Source organism: Acrocarpospora macrocephala, from assembly GCF_009687865.1.
GTDB lineage: Bacteria > Actinomycetota > Actinomycetes > Streptosporangiales > Streptosporangiaceae > Acrocarpospora > Acrocarpospora macrocephala.
The window spans coordinates 37,790-62,732 of sequence record NZ_BLAE01000045.1 but is presented as its reverse complement, the minus strand read 5'-3'; the positions used below and the strand labels follow the sequence as shown (position 1 = coordinate 62,732).

Below are 24,943 nucleotides of genomic sequence, written 5' to 3'. Positions count from 1 at the left end.
AGCGCTCCCATTACTGTGAGTCCATTGATGTTTCCAACACGTTTCCCCCGAGTCAACGAGCTCCTGGCCGCGACCCACGGTGACCGGGCGATATCCCGTTGGCTGGCATGAAAGTTTCACGATTGCAAAGAACTATTTGCAAAGGTATCTTTGCGATATGGACGAGGTCTACCACGTCAGCGACCCGCGCACCCTGAAAGCCGTCGCCCATCCCCTCCGGGTCCGCCTCCTCGGCGCCCTCCGCAACGACGGCCCCGCTACTGCCACCGAGCTGGCCGCCCGGTTGGGCGAGAGCTCCGGCGCCACCAGCTACCACCTGCGCCAACTCGCCCGCTTCGGCTTCACAGAAGAGGACCCCACCCCCCGAGACCGCCGCGAACGCCGCTGGCGCGCCCGCCACCGCTACACCTCCTGGAGCAACGCCGAACTCTCCACAACACCCGAGGGCCGCGAGGCGGCCGCGTTCATGCGCCATCGCCAGCTAGAGGTCATGACCACCTCTATCGACACGTTCCACCGCGAACACGACACATGGAGCAACGCCTGGATCGAGGCCGCCGGCATGTCCGACCACGTGGCGCGCCTCACACCCGCATCCGTCATGGCGCTGTACGAACGCGTGACGGCGCTGATCGCCGAAATGGAGGAACACGACGAGGCAGCGATCGACGCGGAACAGGTCCACGTGTACATGGGCGCCTACCCCAGACATCCGGAATCGTCCCGGTGAATCCGAAGAGGTGATTCAAATGTCCCCCCGTTCGATTCGAAGGCGTTTTGTTCTCGTGGCCTTTCTGGGCTGGTTGCCTGCTGGGCTGATGATGGCTCCGCAGGTTCTGTTGATGACCTCTCGTGGGTTGGAGTTGGCGGAGATCGGGGTGGTGTTCTCCGTTTACGGGCTGACCGTGATGGCGCTGGAACTGCCCACGGGGGGATTAGCCGATGTGATCGGGCGGCGGATGGTCGTCGTGGCGTCGGCGGTGTTCACCGTGGTTGGGCTGAGCGTGCTCGCGTTGGCGACGTCCACGGGGATGTTCGTGGTGGCCATGGTGCTCAAGGGCATAGCCAGGGCGCTGTCGAGCGGACCGGTCGAGGCCTGGTTCGTGGACGCGTTGCACGAGGCCGAAGGGCCGGAGGCGGATCTCAAGCCGGGGCTGGCGGCAGGGTCGGTGGCGGCTTCGGTCGCGTTGTGTGGCGGGGTGCTGGCCGGGGGATTGCTGCCGCTGATAGTGCCGGGGGAGTCGCTGGCGGTGCCGATCTGGGCGGGGGCCGGTGCGGGAGTCGTCCTGCTCGTGGTCGCCCTGGTGGTGCTGCGGGAGCCCGCGCGGGGACCCAAGGCGTCGCTGGGGACGGTGTTGCACGGCGTTCCCCTGGCCATACGGTCCGGATTCGGGGTGGCCGTTCGAGACCGCGGGGTCGGGCGGTTGCTGCTGGTTTCGGCCGGTCTTGGGGTGATGCTGAACACGATCGAGATGTTGACGCCGGGACGGCTGGCCGTACTGACCGGGGGAGTGGAGACCGGCAGCACCGCCTACGCGCTCGTCGCCGCGGTCGGTTTCGCCGCGAACGCCGCGGGCGGATCGCTGGCGCCCTGGTTCGCACGGCGTTTCGCCACCTCGGAACGGGCCGCGATAGCCGGAACGATCGCGACCGCACTGGCCGTGGGCGGCCTCGCGGCTTCGGTCGCCCTGGCCGGAGCCGCCGGCATGATCGGCGCCGGATCCGGATACATCCTCATCTTCGCCGCTCTGGCTCTGAGCGAGGTCATCCGCATGGAACTCCTCCATCGCCGCGTCGTCTCCGGCCTGCGCGCGACCGTACTCTCCGTGAACTCGCTCCTGCTCCAAGCGGGCGGCACCCTCTCCGCCGTCGCCCTCGGCGCCCTCGCCGCCACCGAGGGCGTCGCCTGGGCTTGGGCGGTCTGCGCCGCCGTCATGCTCCTGCTGGCCCTCCTGTACGTACGCCTCCCCGCCCCCCGAATAGAACGATGTTCTGCCGACGAGGCACAATCGACGGCGTGACCAAATTGGCGAAACCCGCGAACCCCTCCCAACGGGATGCCTGGCTCGACAAACGACTCCCCGACGTCGAGCAGGTCCGCCCCGGCCTCTGGTCGATCCCGGTGCCGATCCCGATCAACCCCCTCCGCTACGTCCTGGTTTACGCCCTCGAGCACCCCGGCGGCGTCACCATCATCGACGCCGGCTGGAACACCGACGAGGCGTACGACGCGCTGGCCGCCGGACTGGCCACCGCCGGATACCAGATCACCGACATCCAGGCCGTCCTGGTCACCCACATCCACCCCGACCACTACGGCCTGGCCGGACGCATCCGCGAGAACACCGGCGCCTGGATCGGCCTCCACCCCGCCGACGCCGCCCTCGTCCACGACCGCTACGACGAGTCGGCCATCGACGACCTGGTCGCCCGCGAGGGCGCGCTCCTGCGCCGCTGCGGCGTCCCCGACCTCACCGCCCAGGAACTCGCCGGCGCCTCCATGATGATCAGACACCTGGTCACCATGGCCGTCCCCGACCGCCTGATCGAAGACGGCCAGCACCTCGACATCCCCGGCTGGAACCTCCAGGCCCGCTGGACCCCCGGCCACTCCCCAGGCCACCTCTGCTTCGTGGAACCCACCCGCCGCCTCCTCTTCTCCGGCGACCACGTCCTCTCCAAGATCACCCCAATCGTCGCCGTACACCCCCAATCCGCCCCCAACCCCCTCGCCGACTACCTCGACGCCCTTCGCACGATCGCCAAACTCGACATCGCCGAGGTCCTCCCCGCCCACGAGTACCGTTTCACCGACCTCGCCGACCGCGTCAACTACGTCGTCGGCCACCACGAGGACCGCCTGGCCGAGGTCGCCACCACCGTCGGCGAGTCCGACGGCATGACCTGCTGGGACCTGGCCTCCCAACTCACCTGGTCCCGCCCCTGGGAGACGATCCCCCCATTCATGCAGCGCTCCGCCAACAACGAGACCCTCGCCCACCTGGTCTGGCTCGAACTCGACGGCAAACTGACCCGCACCCCAGGCGAGCCCGACCTCTGGCACCGCACCCGCTGAAACGGGCTAATTTGACGCGATGATTGCGTCACCATATCATTGCTGCATGCTCTTTCCTACGCCCGCCCTCAGTCGTGAAGACGACCAGGTCGTGGCTGAAATCGAGGCCATGCGACACGAGTTGCGGCATCAATTGCGCAACACGCCGGCCAAATGGACGGAAGGCCTGCGGAAATTCCTCACCGCTGACGCCGTCGCCGCGTCCAACTCCATCGAAGGGTTCCGCGTGTCCACGGTGGACGTGGAAGATCTCATGGACGGAGAACGCGACGTCGAGGTCTCTGAGGTGAATCGAGAAGAGACCCTCGCGTACCAGCGGATGATGACCTACATCCAGACGCTCCACGACGCGACGGACTTCTCCTACAGCAAAGGGCTGCTCAATGGGCTGCACTGGATGCTGCAGGGCCACCGTCACAGCATCCGCAAACCGGCGGGCCAGTGGCGCAGGGGCCCGGTCTATGTCACCGACCCGCGCGACCCCGGCATCGCCGCCTACACGGGTCCGGATGCGGAAGAAGTCCCCGCCCTCATGGCCGAACTGGTTGACTGGCTGAACACCGACGACGGTTCCCATGCCCTGGTCCGAGCGGCGATGGCTCACCTGCATCTGGTTTCCATCCACCCCTGGGCGGACGGGAACGGCCGTATGTCGCGCTCCTTGCAGACCCTGATGATCGCGCGGGAGGGTGTCCTCGCGCCGGAGTTCTCCTCTATCGAAGCCTGGCTCGGGCGCCCAGGGAACACCTGGGAGTACTACCGCGAACTCGCCCTGCGCGGTCCCCGCTACCTCCCCGACCAGGACGTAACCGACTGGATCCGCTTCAACCTGACCGCTTACCACCAGCAGGCCCAAACGGTTCAAGGCCGCGTTGACCGATCCCGCGTTGTCTGGGGAATCCTCTCCGACTTCGCCGAAACCGCCGCCACCGACGAACGAATCGTCTCCGCCCTCTACGACGTGGCGATGTTCGGCCGCGTCCGCCGTTCTCGCTACGAGCACGCCGAAGGCCTGAGCTTGCAACAGGCCCAGCGCGACCTCCGCGACCTCGTGACCTCCGAGGTCCTCACTCCCGTCGGACGCACCCGTGCGCGCATGTACGTAGCCGGTCCGCACTTCCCCGAACAAGCCCTAGAGGTAGCTCGCACCCCCATGACGCTGACGCATCCGTACCAGGCTGATCGTTAACAGGGGCCGCCCTGCTCATCCGTATCAAATCCAACCCATGGAGGCGGGCGAGGGGATGGATTTGATACATGTGCGGCGATCGAGAGGGCGGCCTTGCTGGTGTACCGCGGTGAGCAGCCAGATCCGCAGCGTGCTTGTCCCGTGCACCAAATCCTCCGCACTGATGCTGGTTATGCGGTGGATTTGACGCATGTCCGTACCTGGCTGGCTAAAGCATCGCCTGCATGGAGGCGGATGCCTGCTGGCCGAGAGTTGTCGGCTGGAGGTACGGCTGTTCGGTCATGATGGTGTCCCAGTTGTCGCGGATGGATTCCATCGTGAGGTCGTCGGTACGCCAGCCGGGGCCCTCGGCGACGAATACGCGGGCGACTCGGCCGCCGCCGACGCTGAAGACCTCGCCGGAGGTTTCGCAGGATTCGTGGGCGAGGAAGGCGACCAGAGGGCTGATCGCGTCGACGGTGAACTTGGCTTCGAATTCGGCGGGGAGGAGGGCCTCGGTCATGCGGGTCCAGGCGATGGGGGCGATCGCGTTGGCCTTGATGTTGGCGCGGGCGCCTTCGATGCCGAGGGTCTTGGTCAGGCCGACCAGGCCCATCTTGGCCGTGGAGTAGTTGGCCTGGCCGAAGTTGCCGAACAGGCCGGCGGGGGAGGAGGTGTTGACGATCCGGCCGTACGCCTGCTCTTTCATGTGCGGGAAGGCCGCCCGGCTGACCAGGAACGAGCCGCGGACATGTACGGCGAGCACGCTGTCGAACTCCTCGACCGACATCTTGCCCAGCGATTTGTCGCGCAGGATCCCGGCGTTGTTGACGACCACGTCCAACCGCCCGAACGTGTCGACGGCGGCCTGCACGATCGCCTCCGCGCCCTCGGGGGTGGCCACGTTGTCGGCGTTCGCGACCGCCTTGCCGCCGTTCTTGGTGATGAGCTCGACGACCTCGGCCGCGGGGCCCGCGGACGCGCCGGAGCCGTCCAGCGCGCCGCCCAGATCGTTGACGACGACCGCGGCCCCGCGTTCGGCCAGCAGCAGCGCGTGCGCCCGCCCGAGCCCGTGCCCGGAACCGGTGACGACCGCGACTTTCCCGTCGAATCTGAGCTCGGACATGCGCCCACCCTCCACGAAGAGAACAAGATTCTAGTCAGGCTGAACCCTATCAAGAGCGCTGGGGCCCACAAATGGGTCGTTGCGGATAGTGATCGGACGAGTAAATTCCTGCTATAGTTTCGGCTTCGCCAGGGCGTGGGGCTACCGGCGACACCCCTCCCCAGCATGCCCTCCGCCCGGCTTGGCTCCCCAGCGGCCAAGCCCGTCGCGCCGGAGGCGCGGCCATAACCCAGTCTGGAGGCTCTGCATGCCCCGTCTGCGCGTGGTCCAATGGGCCACCGGAGCAGTAGGCGGCTACGCTCTGCGCAGCGTCATCACCCGGCCGGAATTCGAACTCGCCGGCGTGCTCGTCTACGACCCGGACAAGGTGGGCGTCGACGCGGGCTCGCTGATCGGCCTGGACCCGGTCGGCGTGACCTGCACCGACGACGTGGAACAGATCCTGTCCCTGGACGCCGACTGCGTCCTGCACATGCCCCTCCCCGCGTCGTACTTCGGCGGCGACCACGCCACCGACGTCGAGACGATCTGCGCCCTGCTGTCCTCGGGCAAGAACGTTATCACCACGACCGGCTTCGTCTACCCCGCCGCGTACGGCCCCGGCGTGGTCGAACGCCTCGAAGCCGCCTGCGCGGAAGGCGGCACGACACTCCACGGCACCGGCATCAACCCCGGTTTCGTCAGCGACCTCCTCCCGCTGGCCCTGACCGGCCTCTCCTCCCGCCTGGACCACATCTACGTCCGCGAATCCTCCGACTACCGCGGCCACCCGTCCCGCCAGATCGTCACCGACCTGATCGGCTTCACCCGCTCCGCCAAGGATTACGCCGCCGCCGTCCGCCCGTTCCGGGCGTTCCAGCGCGCCCTCTTCGCGGAAAGCGTGCAGCTCGTCACCACCGCCCTGAATGTACGGCTCGACGAGATCGAGGAGAGCGACGAGTTCGAACTGGCCACCGAAGAGTTCGAGATCGCCGCCGGAACGGTCCTCCCCGACACCGTCTGCGCCTCCCGCTGGACCTTCAGCGGCCTGATCCGCGGCCGCCCCTTCATGACCGTCGAATGCGTCTACAAAGCCGACGCCACCAAGGTCCGCCGCTGGGCCGACCCCGGCTTCGCCATCCACATCGAAGGCCGCCCCACCATCGCCCTCACCATCGACGAGGTCAGCCACGGCCTGGCGGGCGCCGCGGCCCACGCGGTCAACTCGATCACGTCGGTCTGCGCCGCCCCACCAGGCATCCGCACCATGCTCGACCTCCCCCTAGCCATCGGCCGAGGCACCGCCCGCCTGGCCTGAACCGGTGGGAGAACCACCTAGCGCGGTTGGAAATCTCCGAATCGGCCTTGGTGGTAAAGGAGTGGGCGCCCGTCGCCGCCGGCGGTGGCCACCACGAGGCCGACCACCAGGATGTGGTCGCCGACCTCGCTGGTGTGGTGGGCGCGGCAGACGAGGTGGCTGGCGACCTCCTCGAGTAACGGGACGTCCGCCAGACCGGGTGACCATCGGGTCGGCGCGGCGAACCGGTCCACGCCCTTGCGCGCGAACCTCGCGGCCAGCTCCACCTGATGGCTGGCGAGCACGTTCACCGCGAAATACTCGGCTTTGCTGAGGGCGGGCCAGGTGGTGGAAGCCTGATCGACATAGAAGGAGACCAGCGGCGGAGCAAGACTGACCGAGGTGAAGGAGGTCGCGGTCAGCCCGACCGGCTCGCCGCCCGGCCGCGCCGTGACCACGACGACTCCCGCCGCATGGGCCGCCAACGCCTGCCGGAACTCCTCAGGCCCGATCGGAACCTCCCCACCGGCGGGCCGGACTTCCTCGGATCCGATCGAAGCGTGGGATTCCCCTTCCTCACCGACACGCCGGAACTTCCTGCCGCGGCCACCCTGCTCCGGAACGGACACCAGTCGAAGATGGCTGGCTGGCGGTTGCTCGTCGGGGGCCGCGGTCATGTGAGCACCTCCGTATGTCTGGTCAGTTGCGGTATCACCGTGTCCGCCCAAGCGGCGAGAAGCTCGTCCAGGTCCGGAATGCGCGACTCCAGGACGACCAAGCCGGGAGTGGGGACGGCCGCGCCCAACTCGACCAGGAGCGGGCGGAAGTGGACTTCGACGGCCAGGGAGTGTTTCGGATCGCCCAAGACCAGGAGCGGCAGGGCGACCTTCCCGGCAAGCGCTTGGCTGGGAAGTTTGTCGAGAAAGGACTTGAGGAGCCCGGTGTAGGTGCCTTTGTAGGTCGGGCTGGCCACGACGAGGATCGACGCGTCAAGAAGGAGTTCCAGCGCGACCTCAACGCCCGGCGAAGGCTCTGGGGAGAACAGGGCAGGGGCCAGCCCCGACAGATCCACGACATCGCCCGCCTCGACCCCCAGCCGGTTGGCGAGCGTTTCGGCGGCTTTGGTGGCGACGGTCAGCGTACGGGAGCCGCTGCGCGGGTTGCCGACCACGGTCACGATGCTCATCAGACCCCCGCCAATTCCGCGTAGCGGTTCGCCGGACGGGCCAGTCCGTAGTTCTCGCGGAGGGTACGGCCCTCGTATTCGTACCGGAACAGACCACGCGCCTGGAGCACAGGCACGACATGATCGACGAAGTCGGCCAGCCCGCTGGGGAGCACCGGCGGCATGATGTTGAAGCCGTCGGCCGCGCCCTGCTCGAACCATTCCTGGATCTGATCGGCGATCAGCTCCGGGGTCCCGGCGAGGACACGATGCCCGCGCCCACCCGCCAATCGGGCGATCAGCTGCCGAAGAGTGAGGTTGTCCCGCGAAGCCAGATCGAGCACCAGCTTGACCCGGCTCTGCTGCCCCTCGGTTTCGGGCGATATTTCCGGCAACGGTTCATCGAGCGGATGATCGGACAGATCGACCCCGAGAATGGTGGACAGCTGCGCCACGCCGTACGCCGGAATGATCAGCTCCTCGAGTTCGCGCTCCAACCGAAGTGCTTCCCGCTCAGTGCTCCCGATGATGGGCGAAATCCCAGGAAGAATCACGACGTCCTCCGGCCTGCGTCCGGCGGCGATCGCCCGAGCCTTGATGTCCGCGTAGAACTCCTGCCCTTCGGCCAGGGTCTGCTGCGCGGTGAAGACGGCCTCCGCGTGCCGGGCGGCGAAATCCTTGCCATCCGACGAGGACCCCGCCTGCACGATCAGCGGGTGCCCCTGCGGCGGCCGCTGCGTGTTGAGCGGACCCTTGACGGCGAAATGCGGACCCGAATGCTCGACCGCGTGAATCTTGTCGGTATCGGCGTAGATGCCGCTCTCCCGATCCTTGACGACCGCATCGTCCTCCCAGCTGTCCCACAATTTGGTGACAACATCGAGGAACTCATCGGCACGCGCGTATCGATCCCGATGCGCCGGTCGTTCAATCCCGAAATTGTGGGCTTCGGCCTCGCTCGCCGAGGTGACGATGTTCCACCCGGCCCGCCCGTTGCTGATGTGATCCAGCGAGGCGAACTTGCGCGCCAGATGGAACGGTTCGTTGTAGGTCGTGGACGCGGTCGCGATCAGCCCGACGTGCTCGGTGACGGCGGCGATGGCCGACAGCAGCGTCAGCGGCTCAAGCCCGCCGAGCGCGTTGTGCCGGACATTTCCCCACAAGGCAACCCCGTCGGCCAGGAAGACCGAATCGAGCTTCCCCCGCTCGGCGATCCTGGCCAGGTTCTGGAAGTGTTTGACATCGGTGACCAGCGCGGGTTCGGTCCGAGGATGCCGCCAGGCCGCCTCGTGGTGACCCACACCCATCAGGAACGCGTTGAGATGAAGCCGGCGGGGGCTCACGTGATCCTCCAGGTCGAGAAGCGCCGCTCCAACGTGACGAGCAGCTGGTTGAACAACAATCCGAGCAAGGAAATGGTGATGATTCCGGCGTACATGTCGGGGATGCGGAAGTTGAACTGAGCGGCGTTGATCAGGTATCCGAGGCCCGCTTTCGCCCCGACCATCTCGGCGAAGAGCAGCACCAGAATCGAGTACGCCCCAGCCAGCCGAACCCCCGTGAAAATGGTCGGAACAGCGGCCGGAAGGATCACCTTCTGGAAGAGCCGCAGCGGCCCCAGACCCATCGACCGCGCGGATTTGATCAGGAGCGCGTCAACGGTCTTCACGCCGCTGATCGTGTTGAGCAGGATCGGCCAGGCGCAGGCGTACAGGACGAAGGTGATTTTCGCGGTCTCGCCCAGGCCGAGGATCAGCGTGAACACCGGCAGCAGCGCGACCGCGCTGGTGTTCCGGAAGAGTTCGAGCAGGGGTGTGAGGAAGTCGGCGACCGGTTTGTACCAGCCGATCAGCAACCCGAGCGGGATCACGGTGACGATCGCCAGCGCGAATCCGGCCAGCGACCGCCCGAGCGAGGCACCCACGTGCTCGCCGAGTTCGCCCTTGAGAGCCAGTTCATACCAGGCGCCCACCACCTCGGACAGCGGCGGCAGGAACACCCGGTCGACGACACCCAGGCGCGGAAACGTCTCCCAGACGACCAGCAACAGCGCCACGGCGGCCGACCGCCGTCCCAGCGAGGTGACCTTCCGGATCACTCGCCGGAGGCGGGTGTCACCAGAGACCGGCGGCCCTTCCGGCTCGGCCTCCTCCTCTGGATCCGCGTCATCGTCAGGCAGGTCGTACCAGTGCACGTCCCCGGGAAATTGCTCGGATTTTTCGGGACTCGGGGTGGATTCTGTGGCGAGGGCGGTGCCCTTGTTGTCAGCCAACGGAGAGCACCTCGTCCCGTCGGGCCGCGGCGACCTCGTCGCGCAGCAGCGTCCAGATGTGATGGCGGTATTCACCGAATCGCGGATCAGCGCGCAGATCCCCGGCCCGCGAGTCGAACGTGACGTCGATGATCTGCTTGATCCGCCCCGGCCGCGAGGTCATGATCGCCACCCGCTGCCCCAGGTACACGGCCTCGTCGATGCCATGCGTGATGAAGACGATGGTCTTGCCGGTCTTCTCCCAGATGCTCAGCAGTTCTTCCTGCAGCGACTCCCGCGTCTGCGCGTCGAGCGCCGCGAACGGCTCGTCCATCAGCAGCACCTCGGGATCGAACGCGAGGCTGCGCGCGATGGCCACCCGCTGCCGCATCCCCCCGGAAAGCTCATGCGGATACCGATCCGCGAACCCACCCAACCCGACCAGATCGAGAAAGTGCCGCGCCCGTTCCTCCCGCTCCTTCCCCGGTACGGCTTTCGCCTCCAACCCGAACTCGATGTTGGCCTGCGCCGTACGCCACGGAAACAGCGCGTACTGCTGGAACACGACGCCACGATCGAGCCCGGGCCCGTTGATCGCACGACCGTCCAGCTGCAGCGTCCCGCTCGTCGGCGTGGTCAGCCCCGCGATCAGATCGAGCAGCGTGGACTTGCCGCAGCCGCTGGGCCCGACCAGGGTGAGGAACTCCCCGGCCCGGACATCCAGATCGATCCCCTCAAGCGCGGCGAACGGCCGCCCCTCGCCGCGCACCTGAAAGGTCTTCCCCACACCCCGGATCGTGATCTTGTTCACTTGACGCTCCCGGTCGCGTACGGATTGAACTGGTTGGTGTACACGTCGCCGACCTTCACCTGACCCGGCTTGAGCTCACCCTCACGCTCCAGCCAGTCGATCCACGTCTGGAACTCCCGGTCGGCGATCAGGCCGCCCTTGGAGGAGACGCCGAAGCTCTTCCAGTACCCGATGGCCGAGACGTCCTCGTTCCGCCCACGCTTAGCCGCGATATCCCGAAATTTCGCGATAACTTCGTCGCGGCTGTGCTCGCGGGTCCACTCGATCGCCTTCGCGACGCCTTCGCCGAACTTCTTGGCCGCCACCGGATTCTTCGCGATGAAGTCCTCGCGCAGCACGTACGTCCCGGCATTGAAGGGCCCGAGCAGTTCGGTGTCGCTGAACAGCAGCCGGATGCCACCCCGCTCCAGCGCCTTGTCCCGCAGCACGCCGGTCAGCGCGCCCACATCGATCTGCCCGCCACGCAGCCCCTGCTCGGTGTTGACCGGAGGCACCACCACCAGCTCGACCTGCTTGACCTCTTCAGGCGTGAGCCCACCCCGCTTGAGATATTCCTTGATCACTGCCTCGGCATGCGCCCCGAGCGTATTGACGCCGATCTTCTTTCCGAGAAGATCCCGCGGACCCTTGATCGGACTGCCTTGCGTCACCCAGAACCCGCTGAAGGTGTCCGGGTCACTGCCGTAATAACTGACGACCGCCTTGATCGGCGCCCCACTGGCCCGAAGCTTGACGACCGCCCCATTGAACGCGCCGCCAAAATCCGTTTCCCCGGTCGCCGCCGACTGAATATCCTGCGGCCCGCTGATCGTGTTGCCGATCCACTTGAGCTTGATGGGAGCGAGATAGCCGAGCTCCTCGGCCAACTCGGGAAGGGTAACGGCCCCGACACTGCCCTGATACCGCAGCTCGGTGACCTCGTCTCCGCCGGAACTCCCGCACCCCGCGAGGGCCACGGCTAAGACTCCGGACACAAGGACTTTCCTGAAGTTGTTCATTTGGGTTTCCTGTACGCATCGCGATTGAAAGGGGTCGAAGCGATCAGTCGCGGCGGCAACACTGGGCGCTGGCGACGTGCCCGTGATCCACGTGCACACGCCGCGTCAGGTACAGGTCCTTGCTCATACTCAGCACGCTAACCAGCGACCTGCGCTAAGTCAATATTTCCTACCTGATATGAAGGAAATACCTCAAGCGGGCGACTCGGCCGCGATCCCGTGCCATTCGGTCAGCAACACGGTGGCATCGTCGTTCAGCCGCCCGTCATGGTAGGCGAGGATGCTGGTGATCAGGCGGCGCAGGGTCTCCGGCACCGGCAGGCCGGCACTGGTGTGCTTGATGATGAAGTCCACGAAACGCGCCAGCCCGAACTCGCGGCCCTGCGCGGCGCCCGCCTCGACGATGCCGTCGGTGTAGATCAGCAGCCGGTCACCGGGCTCCAGCTGCTCCGTACACACCGTGACGGGCACGCCCAGGTCCAGGCCGAGCGGGTGGGCCGCCGAGCAGTCGAGCGAGGTGCTCCACCGCCCGCTGCGGATCAGCACCGGCGGCGGATGACCGCGGCTGACCCAGGTGAGCTGCCCGGTGCGCAGGTCGAGCTCGGCGATGACGGCGGTGACGAACCGGGTGCCCGGCCCGAACTCGCTGATCAGGGTCCGTTCGATCGCCTCACTGTTGGCGGCCAGATCCATACCCTGGCGACGATGGTTCCGGCAGGCGGCCATGGCCAGACTCGCGGTCAGCCCCGCCGAGACGTCGTGGCCCATCGCATCGAAGACCGCCAGGTGCATCGTGTCACCGGACAGGGCGTAGTCGAAGACGTCCCCGCCGACCTCGTAAGCCGGCTCGATGACCCCGCTGACCGTCACCTCCGGCGTGGCGAACGTGAGCGGGGGAACCAACCGCCACTGCATCTCGGCCGCCACGTTCATCGCCCGGGTCCGCACCAGCTGGGCATAGGTGTCGCTGTGCGCGCGCTGACTGACCAGCAGCAGCGCCACCAGCGCCGCCAGGTGCCTGGCCGCGTCCGGCAGTTCCGCCCCGGCGGCGGTCACCCGCATCACGCCCAGCCGTTCCGTCCCGTCAAGCAACGGCACCCACCAATGCTGCCGCTCCCCACCACCGTTCTGCGGCAGCGCCCTGACCTCCTGGAACGCACGCCCGGCCAGGGTGGCATCGATCCGCAACTCGGCGCTCTGCCCCTCCGCGGCGCGGGCGGGCGTCCCGGAAGCCGCCAGCAGACTCAGAACGGCCTGCTGAAGGTCGGCCAGATAGATCAGCGCCCCACCAAGATCCGCTTGGTCCCCATATTCGGCCACCAACTCAGGCAGCCGCTCCACCGTGATCAGATGGCTGGCATCCAGCAACCCCGTCAGCATGCGTTCCAGCCCAGTCAGCCCAGCCATGGCCTCAGCCCCCGCCCGGCCTAGTACCGCACCCGTCCGACCTCCATCATCTCCCACCACCCCCCGGGCGCTCACGACCGGCTCGACCATCCGTGCCTGCTATCGTCCGTAACTCGCTCTGTTCCAAGGCGTGGTTCGCTTCAATCAGACAGGACGCCCTCCATGTCCCGCGATGCCCGTAGCGGTCCGCCGCCCCGCGCTGACCAGCCGCTTCGCCTGATCGTGACAGGCGGCGGCACCGGCGGCCACACCTACCCCGCGCTGACCGTCGTGCGGACCCTGCAGGCCCGCCTTGCCGCCGAAGGGCAGGAGCTCACGGTGATCTGGGTCGGCACGCACGGGGGCCTGGAGGCCCGGGTCGCCGTCGAACAGCGCATCCCCTTCGCCGCGGTAGCCACCGGCAAGATCCGCCGCTCCGCGAACCCTCTCAAGCTCGTCTCCCCATCGAACATCAAGGACATGGGACGCGTCCCACTCGGGGTCGCCCAGGCCCGCCGTATCATCGCCGGCTTCGGCCCGGACGTCGTGCTCGCCACGGGCGGCTATGTCGCCATCCCCGTCGGCCTGGCCGCGAAGATGTGTGGCCGCCCCCTGGTCGTGCACGAGCAGACCGTACGGCTGGGCCTGGCCAACCGGATCCTGGCGCGCGCCGCCACCACCATGGCGGTCTCCGCACCGTCGACGCTGGACCTGATCCCCGAGTCGGTGACCGCCCGCGGGGCGGTCGTCGTCACCGGCAATCCCGTACGCCCCGAACTACTGACCGGCCAGCCGAGCAGGGCGCTGGAGGCGCTCGGGCTACACGCCTTCGACCTGTCCCTGCCCACGGTGTACGTCACGGGCGGAGCCCAGGGATCTCAGCAGATCAACACCCTCGTCCAAGCCGTCCTGCCGTGGCTGCTCGCCCACGCCAACGTCATCCACCAGGCCGGGACGGCAACCCTCGACGAAGCCCGCCGGCGCGCCGCCACTCTCCCGCCCGAGCTGGCTGCCCGCTACCACGTGACCGCCTTCGTCGGGGCCGAACTTCCAGACGTGCTCGCGTTGGCCGATGTCCTGATCTCTCGCAGCGGTGCCGGAACGATCGCCGAGGTCACCGCGCTGGGCAAGGCCGCGGTGTTCATCCCCCTCGCCAACTCCGCGGGTGGCGAGCAGGCGCACAACGCCCGCCACCTCGCCGCCGCCGGCGCGGCCGTCGCGCTCCTTGACGAGGCCACCCCAGACGCCCTGCGCGAGGCGGTGGCCCCGCTGCTGGCCGACCCCGCCCTACGCGCGCAGATCGCCGACCGCGCGCGCACCCAGGGCCGACCGGACGCGGCCGAGCGGCTCGCCGACGTCGTCTTATCCGCCGCCGGCCGGTAACGACGACCTGGCCAGCGTGAGCACCGACTGGTACACCCGTCTCGAAAAAGGCCATATCACCGGCGTCTCCGAGGACGTCCTGAACGCCGTCTCCCGAGCCCTGCAGCTTGACGACGCCGAACGTGCCCATCTGTTCGACGTGGCCCGTGCGGCTGGTGCCGGGCACCGCCCCCGTCGCCCCGCCCACAAGGTCCGGCCCGGGCTCAGGGCTGGGCTCTGACCTGGTGTGAGGAACCTTAGAGTGGCGAACTGATGGAGCCCAGAGGTGTCGGGCTGTCCAGGAAGCCAGGGGTTTCGCCAGTGGATCTTGCTCAATCTTGGTTGTGGCTAGGTGCCGATGCGTTTTCCAAACACCAGCTAGCGGGCGGGTTTTCCCCAGGTCAGCGAGTACCGGCGGAGCACGTGCCGGCGGTAGCGCATGCCCGGTAGCAGCCGCCGCGCCGCGGCCCGCACCTGTCCGTAGCTCATCTGTGGGTCGGCGATCGGCATCCCCTCCGGGCCGTGCGCGCGGCGCAGCACTTTGATGATCCGCACGACGGGGGCGGCCGCGATCGTCGCTGCCCACTCCGCCGGGGTCGTCTCGCGGGCCAGGCCGACCACCACCAGCGTGCCGCCGGGGCGCAGCATCTGGCGCATGCGGGTGAGGGCCGCCTCGAAGTCCATATGGTGGATCGTGGATACCGAGCAGATGAAGTCGTAGCTCGCGGCAGGGAGGTCGGCGATAAGGAAGTCGCCCTCGACGAAGGTGAGATCCGGGTGGCCGGAGGCGAGTTCACGGGCGCGGGCGATCATCTGTGGCGAGTTGTCGATGCCGGTGACGCGCTTTGCCCGCCCGGTCAGCTTCCGGGCGAGCAGACCGTCCCCGCAGCCGACGTCCAGCGCATGGCCGCACCCCCGGGGAACGGCGCGCAGGATGCCCGGATGGCGGGCCACATTGGTGTTCCAGTAGGGCTTCGGGTCGGCCTGGCGCATCGGATCATCGTAGGGGCATGGCAACGCCTCGGCCGGTCGCATCCTCTGGTTCTCACAAACGGTCCTTCACCCGGACCGACACCCGATCAGCGCGAGGTTGGACTCGGCCTCAGCGATGTCGGTGATGTTGCCCCGGCGTGAGATCGGAAGGTCGGAGAACCGGGCGAACTCCATCGCGATCATCTTCGGGGTGGCCGCAGGCGGGACGGTGATGTAGACGACCGGGATGTCGCCGACCGAGCGTGGATGGCGGCGCGCCGGTGGATCACTTCGACGGTCTTGCCGAGCTGGGTGAGCGCGATGGTCTTGCCGGGTGACCAGGCCGCCGGTGTCCGCCAGGCGCACTGCCATGCCCGATGCCGCGATCACCGTGTGCAGCGTCCCCGCCAGCCGTACTCGATGCATCAGATTGGATGAGAATGCGATCTATGCAGCTTTCAGAGCAGCTTCGTCGGCTAATTCAGCAGGACGCTTCCTGGTCGGCCGATCATGAAGGAGCCAGTGGTACGGCCCTGCGGGTCGTCTCGGGGTCGAAGGTCTTCTACGTCAAGCACGGTCCTCTCGCCGGGGCTGAGCACCTGCGATTGGGTTGGCTGCACGGACGTGTCTCCATCCCTGAGGTGGTTGCCTTCGAAGACCCCGTTCTTGTTCTTGCCGATGTGGGCGCTCCGTCGCTGGAAGCCGCCGCGCCCGCCGACGTGGGGGCCGTGCTGGGCCGGACGCTGCGCATGCTGCACGAGTTGCCCGTCGCTGAATGCCCTTTCGATGGTCGGCTGTCAGCGGTTCTCGAACGTGCTGGGGCCAACGTTCGGGAGGGCCTCGTGGATCCGGACGACTTCGACTCCGACCATCTTGGGCTGACCCCTGAGGTGATCTACGAACGGCTGCTGGCCGCGCGTCCCGGCGTTGAGGACCTCGTCGTCGCGCACGGGGACTACACCCTCTCGAATGTGCTGCTGCCTGTCTCGGGAGAGCCTGTGGTCATCGACGTCCCGGCATTGGGTGTGGCCGACCGGTACCGTGACCTCGCCATCGCTCATCGGGATTTGTCCGAGGATCACGGCCCGGCGGCGTGGGAGGGGTTCCTTTCCGCCTACGGCCTTGTCGACCATGTCGAGGTAGAGCGGTTGTATTACTACCGGCTGCTGGACGAGCTTCTCTGACCCAGGACAGTCACCAAGCGAAGAGCCCCGGCCTGGTGACCGGGGCTCTCGCGTCATTGGTTAGCTGCCATAGACCTCGAAGGCGAAGAGGGAGTAGCCCCAGGCCGTGCCTCTGGCGGTGCCGTTGATGCGGACGTATCTCGCGGAGTTCGACAAGCCGGTGTGGTCGTCGACGCCGCCGTTCTCACCGGTGACCGTCTTGATGGTCGACCAGGTCGTGCCGTTGGGGGAGGTCTGGATCTGGTAGGCCGAGCCGTAGGCCGCCTCCCAGCTCAGCCGTACCCTGCTGATGGTGTAGGTCTGGCCCAGGTCCACCTGGATCCACTGCGGGTCCGAGAAGGCGCTGGACCAGCGGGTGGTGGCCGAGGCGTCCACCGCGTTGGCGGCCGGGAACTCGGCGCTTTCGACGCTGGAGGCGACGGCGGGCTTGTTCAGGGCCACGTTGGTGGGAGCGGGCGGGCCGCCGGAGCCGTACACCTCGAACTCCCAGAGGGAGTAGCCCCACGCGGTGGCGCGGGTGGTGCCGAGGATGCGGACGTATCTCGCCGTTCCGGTCAGGCCGGTGTGGTCGTCGATGCCGCCGTTCTCGCCGGTGACCGTCTTGATCGTGCTGAACGTGGTGCCGTCGGTCGAGGTCTGGATCTGGTAGGCGGAGCCGTAGGCGGTCTCCCAGTTCAGGCGGACCCGGTTGATGCTGTAGGACTGGCCGAGGTCGACCGTGATCGACTGCGGGTCGCTGAAGGCGCTGGCCCAGCGGGTGGTGGCGGAGCCGTCGACCGCGTTGGAGCCGACGTAGGCGGCCTCGGTGCTGGTGACCGTCACCGGCTTGTTCAGGGCCAGGTTGGTGCCGGTCGGGGGAGACGGTGACGGGGAGGGGGAAGGCGAAGGTGAGGGCGAGGGCGACACGACGGGGCCGGTGTTGAAGGTGAACTCGTCGATGTCGTACAGGCCGGAGCCGGTGCCCTTGAAGACCAGGAACAGTTCCTGGGTGCCCGCCGGTGGGGTGATCGTGCCGGTCACGTTCTGGAAGACCGCGTACCCGCCGGTGGCCGGAACCGTCGCCGAGCCGACCAGCTGGCCGGTCGGCGAGCCGACCCGGAACTCCAGCGTGTTGCCCGCCGTCGGGGCGCCGACCCGCGCGGTGAACGAGGTCACCCCGGTCAGGTTGTACGGCTTGAACGAGATCCAGTCGTTGTTCTCGATGAACCCGACCGCCCTGCCGCCGTTGGCCGAGGCCGGCGCGCTGATCTGCACGCCGCTCATCGCGCCGAAGTGCTCGGCCTGCCGGATCTTCGGCTGGATGATGGCCTGCGCGTGCGTGGTGAGCGCGCCCTGGCCGCCGCCCCCGTTGTCGGTGTATTCGGCGTCGATTACACCGAAGATGTTGGCCGCCGTGTCGTGCTCGCCGTCGGCGGTGGTCTGCAGGGTGCCGGTGCAGCCGTTGGCGCTGGTCACCGGGTGCCCGTGCGAGTCGTGGCCGAGGATGTAGCTGACCTTCACCCGGGCGCAGTTGATCGTGCCGTCCTGCGGGTCGGTCACGGTCACCTGGAACGGGATGGCGTCGCCGAAGGAGAACACCCGGCCGTCCAGCGGCGCCTGGATGGTCACCGTCGGCGCGTCGTTGCCGACCGTGATGACCACGCTGGCCGTGCCGGTCTTCCCGGTGCTGTCCCGCGCGGTCAGCGTCGCGCTGTAGGTGCCGTTCGTGGTGTACGTGAAGGACGGGTTGGCCGCCGTCGAATCGGTGGAGCCATTGCCGTCGAAGTCCCACGCGTAGGTGATCGGGTCGCCGTCGGGGTCGACCGTGCCGGCCGAGGAGAACGTCACCGCGAGCGGCGCGAGCCCGGAGGTCCGGTTGGCGGTCACGACCGGCGCGGGGGCCTGGCCGTTGCGGGCGTACTCGATCCGGTAGAGGCCGGAGTTGGCGTCGCCGTTGAACCACCCGGTGCCGTAGTCCAGCACGTAGAGCGCGCCGTTCTTGCCGAACTCCATGTCCATGACCTGGGTGCCCGTCCACGGGAACGGGTTGATCGCGAGCGGCGCGCCGGCGCTGTCCACGACCACGTTCTTGATCCACCGGCGGCCGAACTCACCGGCGAAGAAGGTGCCGTCGTAGTAGCGCGGGAACGCGATCGGCGAGGTCGAGGCCGGGTCGTAGCGGTAGACCGGGCCGCCCATCGGCGACAGGCCGCCGCCGCCGAACTCGGGCGGGGTGGAGCCGGTGTAGGGGATCCAGCCGCGCTGCGACGGCGGCAGCGTGGTGATGCCGGAGTTGTTGGGGGAGTTGTTGGTCGGCCCGCCCGCGCAGTTGTACTTGGCGCCGGAAGGACCGGACGGGAAGGTGTACTCGTTGTACGCGTCGTTGAAGCTCGAGCAGTACGGCCAGCCATAGAACCCCGGCTGGGTGATCCGCGCGAACTCCACCTGCCCGGCCGGACCCCGGTTCGGGTCGGCGGTGCCCGCGTCAGGCCCGTAGTCGCCCAGGTAGACGATCCCGGTGCCCTTGTCGACGCTCATCCGGAACGGGTTGCGGAAGCCCATCGCGTAGATCTCGGGCCGGGTCTGCGCGGTCCCCGGCGCGAACATGTTGCCCGGCGGGATCGTGTAGGCCGGGCTCCCGGACGCGGTCGGCTTGATCCGCAGCACCTTGCCGCGCAGGTCGTTGCTGTTGGCCGAGGAGCGCTGCGCGTCGTAGGCCGGGTTCCGGCCGGCCCGCTCGTCGATCGGCGCGTATCCGGCCGAGTCGAACGGGTTGGTGTCGTCGCCGGTGGACAGGTAGAGGTTGCCCGCCGAGTCGAAGTCGATGTCGCCGCCGACGTGGCAGCACATGCCGCGGCTGGTGGGCACGTCGAGCACGGTCCGCTCGCTGGCGGGGTCGATCGTGTTGTCGGCCCGTACGGTGAACCGGGACAGGCGGTTGACCCCGTTGAACGGCGCGAAGTCGGCGGCGGTCCCGGTGCTGGGCGCGTCACCGCCCGGCGTGCTCAACGGCGGGGCGTAGAACAGGTAGATCCACCGGTTGGTGGCGTAGCCGGGGTCGGCCGCGATGCCCTGCAGGCCCTCCTCGTCGTGGCTGTAGACGGCGAGGGTCCCGGCGACCTTGGTGTTGCCGGCGTTGTCGGTGTAGCGGACCGTGCCGTTGCGGGCGGTGTGGAAGACCGCGCCGTCGGGCAGCACGGTCAGGCTCATCGGCTCGCCCACCTCGTCGACGCCCTTGGCCAGCGCGACCTGCTGGAAGTTGCTGGTGACGGTGCCGCCGCACTCGCCGGCCACGAAGCCCGCCGCGGTCTGGATGCCGCCGAGCAGGTGCTGCCGGAAGTTGGCCTCGGCGTAGGACTCGTCGGTGTGGCCGCCGCCGGTGTACCAGGAGCGCCCGCCGTCGTAGTTGTGGCACCAGGCGATCGGGTGATCGAAGCCGTTGCCGCCGCCGGTGTAGGTGGTCTCGTCCAGGGTGGCCAGCACGTGCACCTTGCCGCGCGGGTTGGCCTGGTAGTTGTACCACTCGTCGAACCGGCTCCAGCGCTGCGGCAGGTGCGCGGTGGACGGGTGGAAGCGGTCGGCGACCTTCACCGTGGCCTGCTGGGGGGCGGGGTGGGAGGCGAAGTAGGCGCCGACGAGCTGGCCGTACCAGGGCCAGTCGTATTCGGTGTCGGAGGCGGCGTGGACGCCGACGTAGCCGCCGCCGGCCTCGATGTAGCGCTCGAAGGCGGCCTGCTGGGTGGCGTTGAGCACGTCACCGGTGGTGGACAGCCAGATGACGGCCTTGAACCTGGCCAGGTTGGCGTCGGTGAACTGGGCCGCGTCCTCGGTGGCCTCGACCGCGAAGTTGTTGGCGGTGCCGAGCTGCTGGATCGCGGTGATGCCGGGGCCGATGGAGCTGTGCCGGAAGCCGGCGGTCTTGGAGAAGACCAGGACGGTGAAGTCGGGAGCGGCGAACGCGGGGGGTGAGGCGACGGTGATCCCGGCCACGATGAGTGACAGGGATAACAGTAAGCGGGATAACAGGCGGGGCAATGGGCGCACGACGATCCTTCCGGAACGGGACGCGTGCGCCGAACGCGCCAATGAGGGAGCGCTCTCTTAACCAGGCCAAACGTGCCACGGCGGCCAGGATGAAGGCGTTCGCCCACATTGTTGCGACTATGTTGCCGATGCGTCAAGGGCCTGTTAGCTCAGGTCAGAGAGCGCTCTCAGCTATTGACGACGAGATCTACCGCCTCCGGCGCGAGCACCGCCTCGATGACCATGACCGCCGCACCGATCACTCCCGCCCGGTCGCCCAGCTCGGTGGCCCTGATGCTCAGATGCTGGGTGGCCAGCGGCAGCGATCGGCTGTAGATGACCTCGCGGACCCCGGCCAGCACGTGCTCGCCCGCCTCCGCGATGTCGCCGCCGATCACTATCACCGACGGGTTGAAGAAGTTCACGATGGAGGCCAGCACGTCGCCGATCTCCCGCCCGGCCTGCCGGATGAACTGCACGGCCTGGGTGTTCCCCGCCCGGACCAGGCCAACCACGTCCCGGCTGTTCTCGGCGTGGATCCCGGCGTTGCGCAGCTGCGAGGCGATGGAGGCCCCGCCCGCGACCGCCTCCAGGCAGCCCGCGTTCCCGCACCGGCAGATCACCTCGGCGGCCGAGGTGACCCGGATGTGCCCGATGTCGCCCGCGGCCCCCTGCGCGCCGCGATGCAGCCGCCGTTCGGAGATGATCCCGCAGCCGATGCCGGTGCCGATCTTCACGAAGACCAGATGCTCGACCTCGGGCCGGGCGGCCCAGTGCTCGCCCAGCGCCATGATGTTGACATCGTTGTCTACCAGAACCGGCGCGCCCAGCCGTGAGCCCAGCCACTCGGGCACGGGGAAGCCATCCCAGCCCGGCATTATCGGCGGGTTCACCGGCCGTCCGCTGATGTGCTCGACCGGCCCCGGCAGCCCCACGCCGACCCCGCACAGCTGCCCGCCGGTCTCGACCAGCAGCTCCTTGAGCGTGTCGACCAGCCAGCCGAGCGTCATCTCGGGGCCGCGGTCGATCGGCAGGTCGGCGGTCCGCTCGACCAGCACGTTGGAAGCGAGATCGGTCACCGCGACGCGGGCATGAGTGGCCCCCAGATCGGCCGCCGCCACCACCCGGGCCCCCTGGTTGAAGGCGAAGGCGGTCGCGGGCCGCCCCCCGGAGGAGATCGCGTCCGTCGCGGGCACGATCCACTGGTGCGTCAGCAGCGCGTCCAGGCGCTGCGAGACCGTGGATCGGGCCAGCCCTGTCAGCTGCACGAGCTCGGCCCTGGTCCGGGCCTGGCCGTCCCGAAGGATCGAGAGCAACGCTCCCGCGCCGGTGACAGAACCGGTCGGCTCGCTCAGCATCCCCTGTGTCAACCTCGCCTCCTCTCGCCTAGTCGATGATTCCAGATCTCATTATGACATCATGCCATCGACTTTTGCTTGACCGTCAGCATAAGTCCTCTCTAGCATCCGGAAATATGGAAGACATAAGCCGGGAACAGACGGATAACCCCTCGCTGCTACTGATGCGCGGGATCGTCAAGCAGTTCCCCGGAGTTCGCGCCCTGGACGGCGTCGACCTCGACGTCCGGGCCGGCGAGGTGCACTGCCTCCTCGGCCAGAACGGCGCGGGCAAGTCAACCCTCATCAAGGTCCTCGCCGGAGCGCACCAGCCGGACAGCGGCGAGGTGCTCCTCGACGGCCAGCCCGTGCGGCTGGCCAACCCCACCGCCGCCATGCGACAGGGCATCGCCACCATCTACCAGGAGCTCGACCTGGTCGACGGCCTCAGCGTCGCGGAGAACATTTTCCTCGGCCACGAGCAGGCCACCTTCGGCTTCACCCGGCGCGGCGAGATGTTCGCCGCCACCCGCGAACTGCTCGCCAGGCTCGGCCATGGCGAGATCCGTCCCAGCACCGAAGTGGGCCGCCTGTCGCCCGCCGGCAAGCAGGTCGTCAGCATGGCGCGCGCCCTCTCCCACGAGGCACGCCTGATCGTCATGGACGAACCGTCGGCGGCGCTGGCCCACGACGAGGTGATGAACCTGTTCCGGATCATCCGGGAGCTCACCGGTCAGGGCGTCGCGGTGGTCTACATCTCGCACCGTCTCGAGGAGATCCGGGAGATCGGCGACCGGGTCACCGTGCTGAAGGACGGCAGAACCGTGGCGGTCGGCCTGCCCGCCCGTACCACGCCGACCGCCACCGTGGTCTCCCTGATGACCGGCCGCAACGTGGAGTACGTCTTCCCGCCCCGCCCGACCGGCGGCTTCGGGGACGAGGTGCTCCGGGTCGAGAACCTCACGGTTCCCGGCGTGGTGTCGGGCGTGTCGTTCACCGTACGGGCCGGGGAGATCGTCGGCCTGGCCGGTCTGGTCGGCTCCGGCCGCTCGGAGATCATGGAAGCCGTGTACGGCGCCCGCCGGGCCACCGGCACGGTGCTGCTCAACGGCAAGCAGGTCAAACTCGGCGACACCGCCAACTCGGTCCGCATCGGCATGGGCCTGGCCCCGGAAGAGCGTAAAGCTCAGGGCCTGCTCCTGGACCAGAGCGTGGCGCGCAACATCACGCTGGCCAGCCTGGGCCGCTACTCGCGGTTCGGCTGGCTCAACCGCAAACAGGAGAGCGACGAGGCCGAACGCCTGGTCAAGGCGCTCGACATCCGCCCGCCCGACCCCAACCGCCCGATCAAGACGCTCTCCGGCGGCAACCAGCAGAAGGCGGTGCTCGGCCGCTGGCTGGTCGAGGGGCGCAAGCTGCTGCTGCTGGACGAGCCCACCAGAGGCGTCGACGTGGGCGCCCGCGCCGAGCTCTACGCGCTGGTCAGAAGGCTGGCCGACGAAGGCGTCGGGGTCCTGCTCATCTCCAGCGAGGTGCCCGAGGTGCTCGGCCTGGCCGACCGGGTGCTGGTCGTCAGGGACGGCCGGATCATCCACGAGGCCCCCGCCACCGAGCTCGACGAGCACCACGTCCTCGACCTCGTCATGGACGCGACCCCGTCCCATGGCTGATATCGCTTACTTCCGACCTCAGGAGTTCGTCCGATGACCGAGGTGAATCCGCAGAAAGTCTCCGCGCCGGAGGCCGATGAACAGGCGCGGGTGGAGGCGGCCGCCGTCGCGCCTTCAGGGCCGGGGAACGGGCGCCTGGCCCTGGGCAGGATCGGTGAAGCCCGCCATCTCGGCCTCTTGATCGCGCTGGCCCTGCTGGCCGCCGTCGGCCTCATCACCGCCCCGGACACGTTCGCCACCACGTCCAACATGGTCAGCCTGCTGGCCCTGGCCTCCACCATCGGCGTCATCACCGTCGGCAGCACCTTCGTCATCATCGGCGGTGGCATCGACCTGTCGGTGGGCGCGGTCATGGCGCTGGCCTCGGTGTGGGCGACCACGCTGGCCACCCAGGCGTACGGTCCCGTCGTGATGGCCATCTGCGCCATCCTGGTCGGCACCGGCGCCGGGCTCGTGAACGGCTTCCTCATCTCGTACGGCCGGATGGTGCCCTTCATCGCCACCCTGGCCATGCTGGTGGCCGCCCGCGGCCTGGCCCAGCGCATGTCCGAGCGGCGCACCCAGCTGGTCAGCCAGGACAACAGCGCCCTGGTCGAACTGTCCACCACCCGGGTGCTCGGCCTGCCGCTACTGGTCTACATCTTCGCCGTGGTCGTCATCATCGGCTGGCTCATCCTCAACCGCACCACCTTCGGCCGCCGGACGTACGCGGTGGGCGGCAACCCGGAGGCGGCCCGGCTGGCCGGTATCGACGTCCGCCGCCACACGATGCTGCTCTACGCCCTGTCCGGCCTGTGCTGCGGCATCGCGGCAGTGATCATCATGGCCCGCACGACCACCGGCTCCTCCACCCACGGCGACCTCTACGAGCTGGACGCGATCGCCGCCGTCATCATCGGCGGCACGCTCCTGACCGGCGGCCGCGGCACGATCATCGGCTCCATCCTCGGCCTGCTGATCTTCACCGTGATCACGAACCTGTTCATCCTGAACGGACTCAACACCAGCGACCAGCTCATCGCGAAAGGCCTGATCATCGTCGTCGCCGTGCTCCTGCAGCGACGCAGCCTGCAGACAGCGACTTAGCACCCCGCCATCAACGGGCCTAGGGATCCACCCGTGGCCCCGGTTCCTCACTGCCTGATTAATAACAAAAGGG

The 24,943-nt window shown here is 68.1% G+C and carries 22 protein-coding genes; 10 read left to right on the top strand and 12 right to left on the bottom strand.

Annotated features, from left to right (window positions below; genetic code table 11):
• Positions 1-157: 157 nt before the first annotated feature.
• The 4 genes from Amac_RS34435 to Amac_RS34420 are packed head-to-tail and all read left to right on the top strand — an operon-like array spanning position 158 to position 4,265.
• The gene (locus tag Amac_RS34435) at positions 158-730 is read left to right on the top strand and encodes a winged helix-turn-helix domain-containing protein (protein WP_155358596.1); all 573 of its coding nucleotides are present in this window, start codon (positions 158-160) and stop codon (positions 728-730) included.
• A 19-nt stretch (positions 731-749) separates the two neighbouring features.
• Positions 750-2,021 (top strand): MFS transporter, encoded by a 1,272-nt coding sequence (locus Amac_RS34430; RefSeq protein ID WP_155358595.1) that lies wholly within the window; start codon positions 750-752, stop codon positions 2,019-2,021.
• Positions 2,018-3,076 (top strand): MBL fold metallo-hydrolase, encoded by a 1,059-nt coding sequence (locus Amac_RS34425; RefSeq protein ID WP_246268913.1) that lies wholly within the window; start codon positions 2,018-2,020, stop codon positions 3,074-3,076. The genes Amac_RS34430 and Amac_RS34425 overlap by 4 nt, the downstream gene beginning before the upstream one ends.
• Positions 3,077-3,122: 46 nt before the next feature.
• Positions 3,123-4,265 (top strand): Fic family protein, encoded by a 1,143-nt coding sequence (locus tag Amac_RS34420; RefSeq protein WP_155358593.1) that lies wholly within the window; start codon positions 3,123-3,125, stop codon positions 4,263-4,265.
• A 208-nt stretch (positions 4,266-4,473) separates the two neighbouring features.
• On the opposite strand, the gene Amac_RS34415 is transcribed toward Amac_RS34420, so the two are convergent.
• On the bottom strand, positions 4,474-5,370 hold the full coding sequence (locus Amac_RS34415) for an SDR family oxidoreductase (RefSeq protein ID WP_155358592.1): 897 nt from the start codon (positions 5,368-5,370) through the stop codon (positions 4,474-4,476).
• 247 nt (positions 5,371-5,617) lie between these two features.
• On the opposite strand from Amac_RS34415, the gene Amac_RS34410 reads away from it, so the two are divergent.
• Positions 5,618-6,667 (top strand): NAD(P)H-dependent amine dehydrogenase family protein, encoded by a 1,050-nt coding sequence (locus tag Amac_RS34410; protein ID WP_155358591.1) that lies wholly within the window; start codon positions 5,618-5,620, stop codon positions 6,665-6,667.
• 17 nt (positions 6,668-6,684) lie between these two features.
• Here Amac_RS34410 and Amac_RS34405 read toward each other — a convergent pair whose 3' ends face one another.
• The 7 genes from Amac_RS34405 to Amac_RS34375 all read right to left on the bottom strand — a co-directional run bounded on the left by Amac_RS34405 (position 6,685) and on the right by Amac_RS34375 (position 13,278).
• Positions 6,685-7,323: a flavin reductase family protein gene (locus tag Amac_RS34405; RefSeq protein ID WP_155358590.1), complete on the bottom strand. Its 639-nt coding sequence runs from the start codon at positions 7,321-7,323 to the stop codon at positions 6,685-6,687.
• On the bottom strand, positions 7,320-7,832 hold the full coding sequence (locus tag Amac_RS34400; protein WP_155358589.1) for an NADPH-dependent FMN reductase: 513 nt from the start codon (positions 7,830-7,832) through the stop codon (positions 7,320-7,322). The genes Amac_RS34405 and Amac_RS34400 overlap by 4 nt, the downstream gene beginning before the upstream one ends.
• On the bottom strand, positions 7,832-9,154 hold the full coding sequence (locus Amac_RS34395) for an LLM class flavin-dependent oxidoreductase (RefSeq protein WP_281356376.1): 1,323 nt from the start codon (positions 9,152-9,154) through the stop codon (positions 7,832-7,834). Before Amac_RS34395 ends, Amac_RS34400 begins: the two co-directional genes overlap by 1 nt.
• Positions 9,151-10,083: an ABC transporter permease gene (locus Amac_RS34390; RefSeq protein WP_246268912.1), complete on the bottom strand. Its 933-nt coding sequence runs from the start codon at positions 10,081-10,083 to the stop codon at positions 9,151-9,153. Before Amac_RS34390 ends, Amac_RS34395 begins: the two co-directional genes overlap by 4 nt.
• Positions 10,076-10,873 (bottom strand): ABC transporter ATP-binding protein, encoded by a 798-nt coding sequence (locus Amac_RS34385; RefSeq protein WP_155358588.1) that lies wholly within the window; start codon positions 10,871-10,873, stop codon positions 10,076-10,078. Before Amac_RS34385 ends, Amac_RS34390 begins: the two co-directional genes overlap by 8 nt.
• On the bottom strand, positions 10,870-11,847 hold the full coding sequence (locus tag Amac_RS34380) for an ABC transporter substrate-binding protein (protein ID WP_246268911.1): 978 nt from the start codon (positions 11,845-11,847) through the stop codon (positions 10,870-10,872). Before Amac_RS34380 ends, Amac_RS34385 begins: the two co-directional genes overlap by 4 nt.
• A gap of 216 nt (positions 11,848-12,063) precedes the next feature.
• A complete protein-coding gene (locus Amac_RS34375) occupies positions 12,064-13,278 on the bottom strand; it encodes a PP2C family protein-serine/threonine phosphatase (protein ID WP_218041462.1) in 1,215 nt (404 codons plus the stop codon).
• A gap of 162 nt (positions 13,279-13,440) precedes the next feature.
• Here Amac_RS34375 and Amac_RS34370 point away from each other — a divergent pair, with 162 nt between their 5' ends.
• Together Amac_RS34370 and Amac_RS34365 are read left to right on the top strand one after the other, a co-directional pair.
• A complete protein-coding gene (locus Amac_RS34370; RefSeq protein ID WP_155358587.1) occupies positions 13,441-14,640 on the top strand; it encodes a UDP-N-acetylglucosamine--N-acetylmuramyl-(pentapeptide) pyrophosphoryl-undecaprenol N-acetylglucosamine transferase in 1,200 nt (399 codons plus the stop codon).
• A gap of 16 nt (positions 14,641-14,656) precedes the next feature.
• Positions 14,657-14,860, top strand: coding sequence for a helix-turn-helix domain-containing protein (locus Amac_RS34365; protein ID WP_218041461.1), 204 nt, complete (start codon positions 14,657-14,659; stop codon positions 14,858-14,860).
• A gap of 137 nt (positions 14,861-14,997) precedes the next feature.
• Here the strand turns inward: Amac_RS34365 and Amac_RS34360 are convergent, their stop codons facing one another.
• Together Amac_RS34360 and Amac_RS55465 are read right to left on the bottom strand one after the other, a co-directional pair.
• Positions 14,998-15,612: a class I SAM-dependent methyltransferase gene (locus Amac_RS34360; protein WP_155358586.1), complete on the bottom strand. Its 615-nt coding sequence runs from the start codon at positions 15,610-15,612 to the stop codon at positions 14,998-15,000.
• A gap of 66 nt (positions 15,613-15,678) precedes the next feature.
• Positions 15,679-16,017, bottom strand: coding sequence for a hypothetical protein (locus tag Amac_RS55465; RefSeq protein ID WP_218041460.1), 339 nt, complete (start codon positions 16,015-16,017; stop codon positions 15,679-15,681).
• Positions 16,018-16,040: 23 nt separating this feature from the next.
• Here Amac_RS55465 and Amac_RS34350 point away from each other — a divergent pair, with 23 nt between their 5' ends.
• Complete coding sequence (locus tag Amac_RS34350; protein ID WP_218041459.1) at positions 16,041-16,775, top strand: aminoglycoside 3'-phosphotransferase; 735 nt, start codon at positions 16,041-16,043, stop codon at positions 16,773-16,775.
• Positions 16,776-16,835: 60 nt separating this feature from the next.
• Here Amac_RS34350 and Amac_RS56610 read toward each other — a convergent pair whose 3' ends face one another.
• On the bottom strand, positions 16,836-20,798 hold the full coding sequence (locus Amac_RS56610; protein WP_174900258.1) for a ThuA domain-containing protein: 3,963 nt from the start codon (positions 20,796-20,798) through the stop codon (positions 16,836-16,838).
• A 167-nt stretch (positions 20,799-20,965) separates the two neighbouring features.
• Complete coding sequence (locus Amac_RS34340) at positions 20,966-22,135, bottom strand: ROK family protein (protein WP_155358625.1); 1,170 nt, start codon at positions 22,133-22,135, stop codon at positions 20,966-20,968.
• 116 nt (positions 22,136-22,251) lie between these two features.
• Here Amac_RS34340 and Amac_RS34335 point away from each other — a divergent pair, with 116 nt between their 5' ends.
• Both Amac_RS34335 and Amac_RS34330 read left to right on the top strand, forming a co-directional pair.
• A complete protein-coding gene (locus Amac_RS34335; protein WP_155358584.1) occupies positions 22,252-23,784 on the top strand; it encodes a sugar ABC transporter ATP-binding protein in 1,533 nt (510 codons plus the stop codon).
• A 33-nt stretch (positions 23,785-23,817) separates the two neighbouring features.
• Positions 23,818-24,870, top strand: a complete 1,053-nt coding sequence (locus Amac_RS34330; RefSeq protein WP_155358583.1) for an ABC transporter permease — start codon at positions 23,818-23,820, stop codon at positions 24,868-24,870.
• Positions 24,871-24,943: the final 73 nt, after the last annotated feature.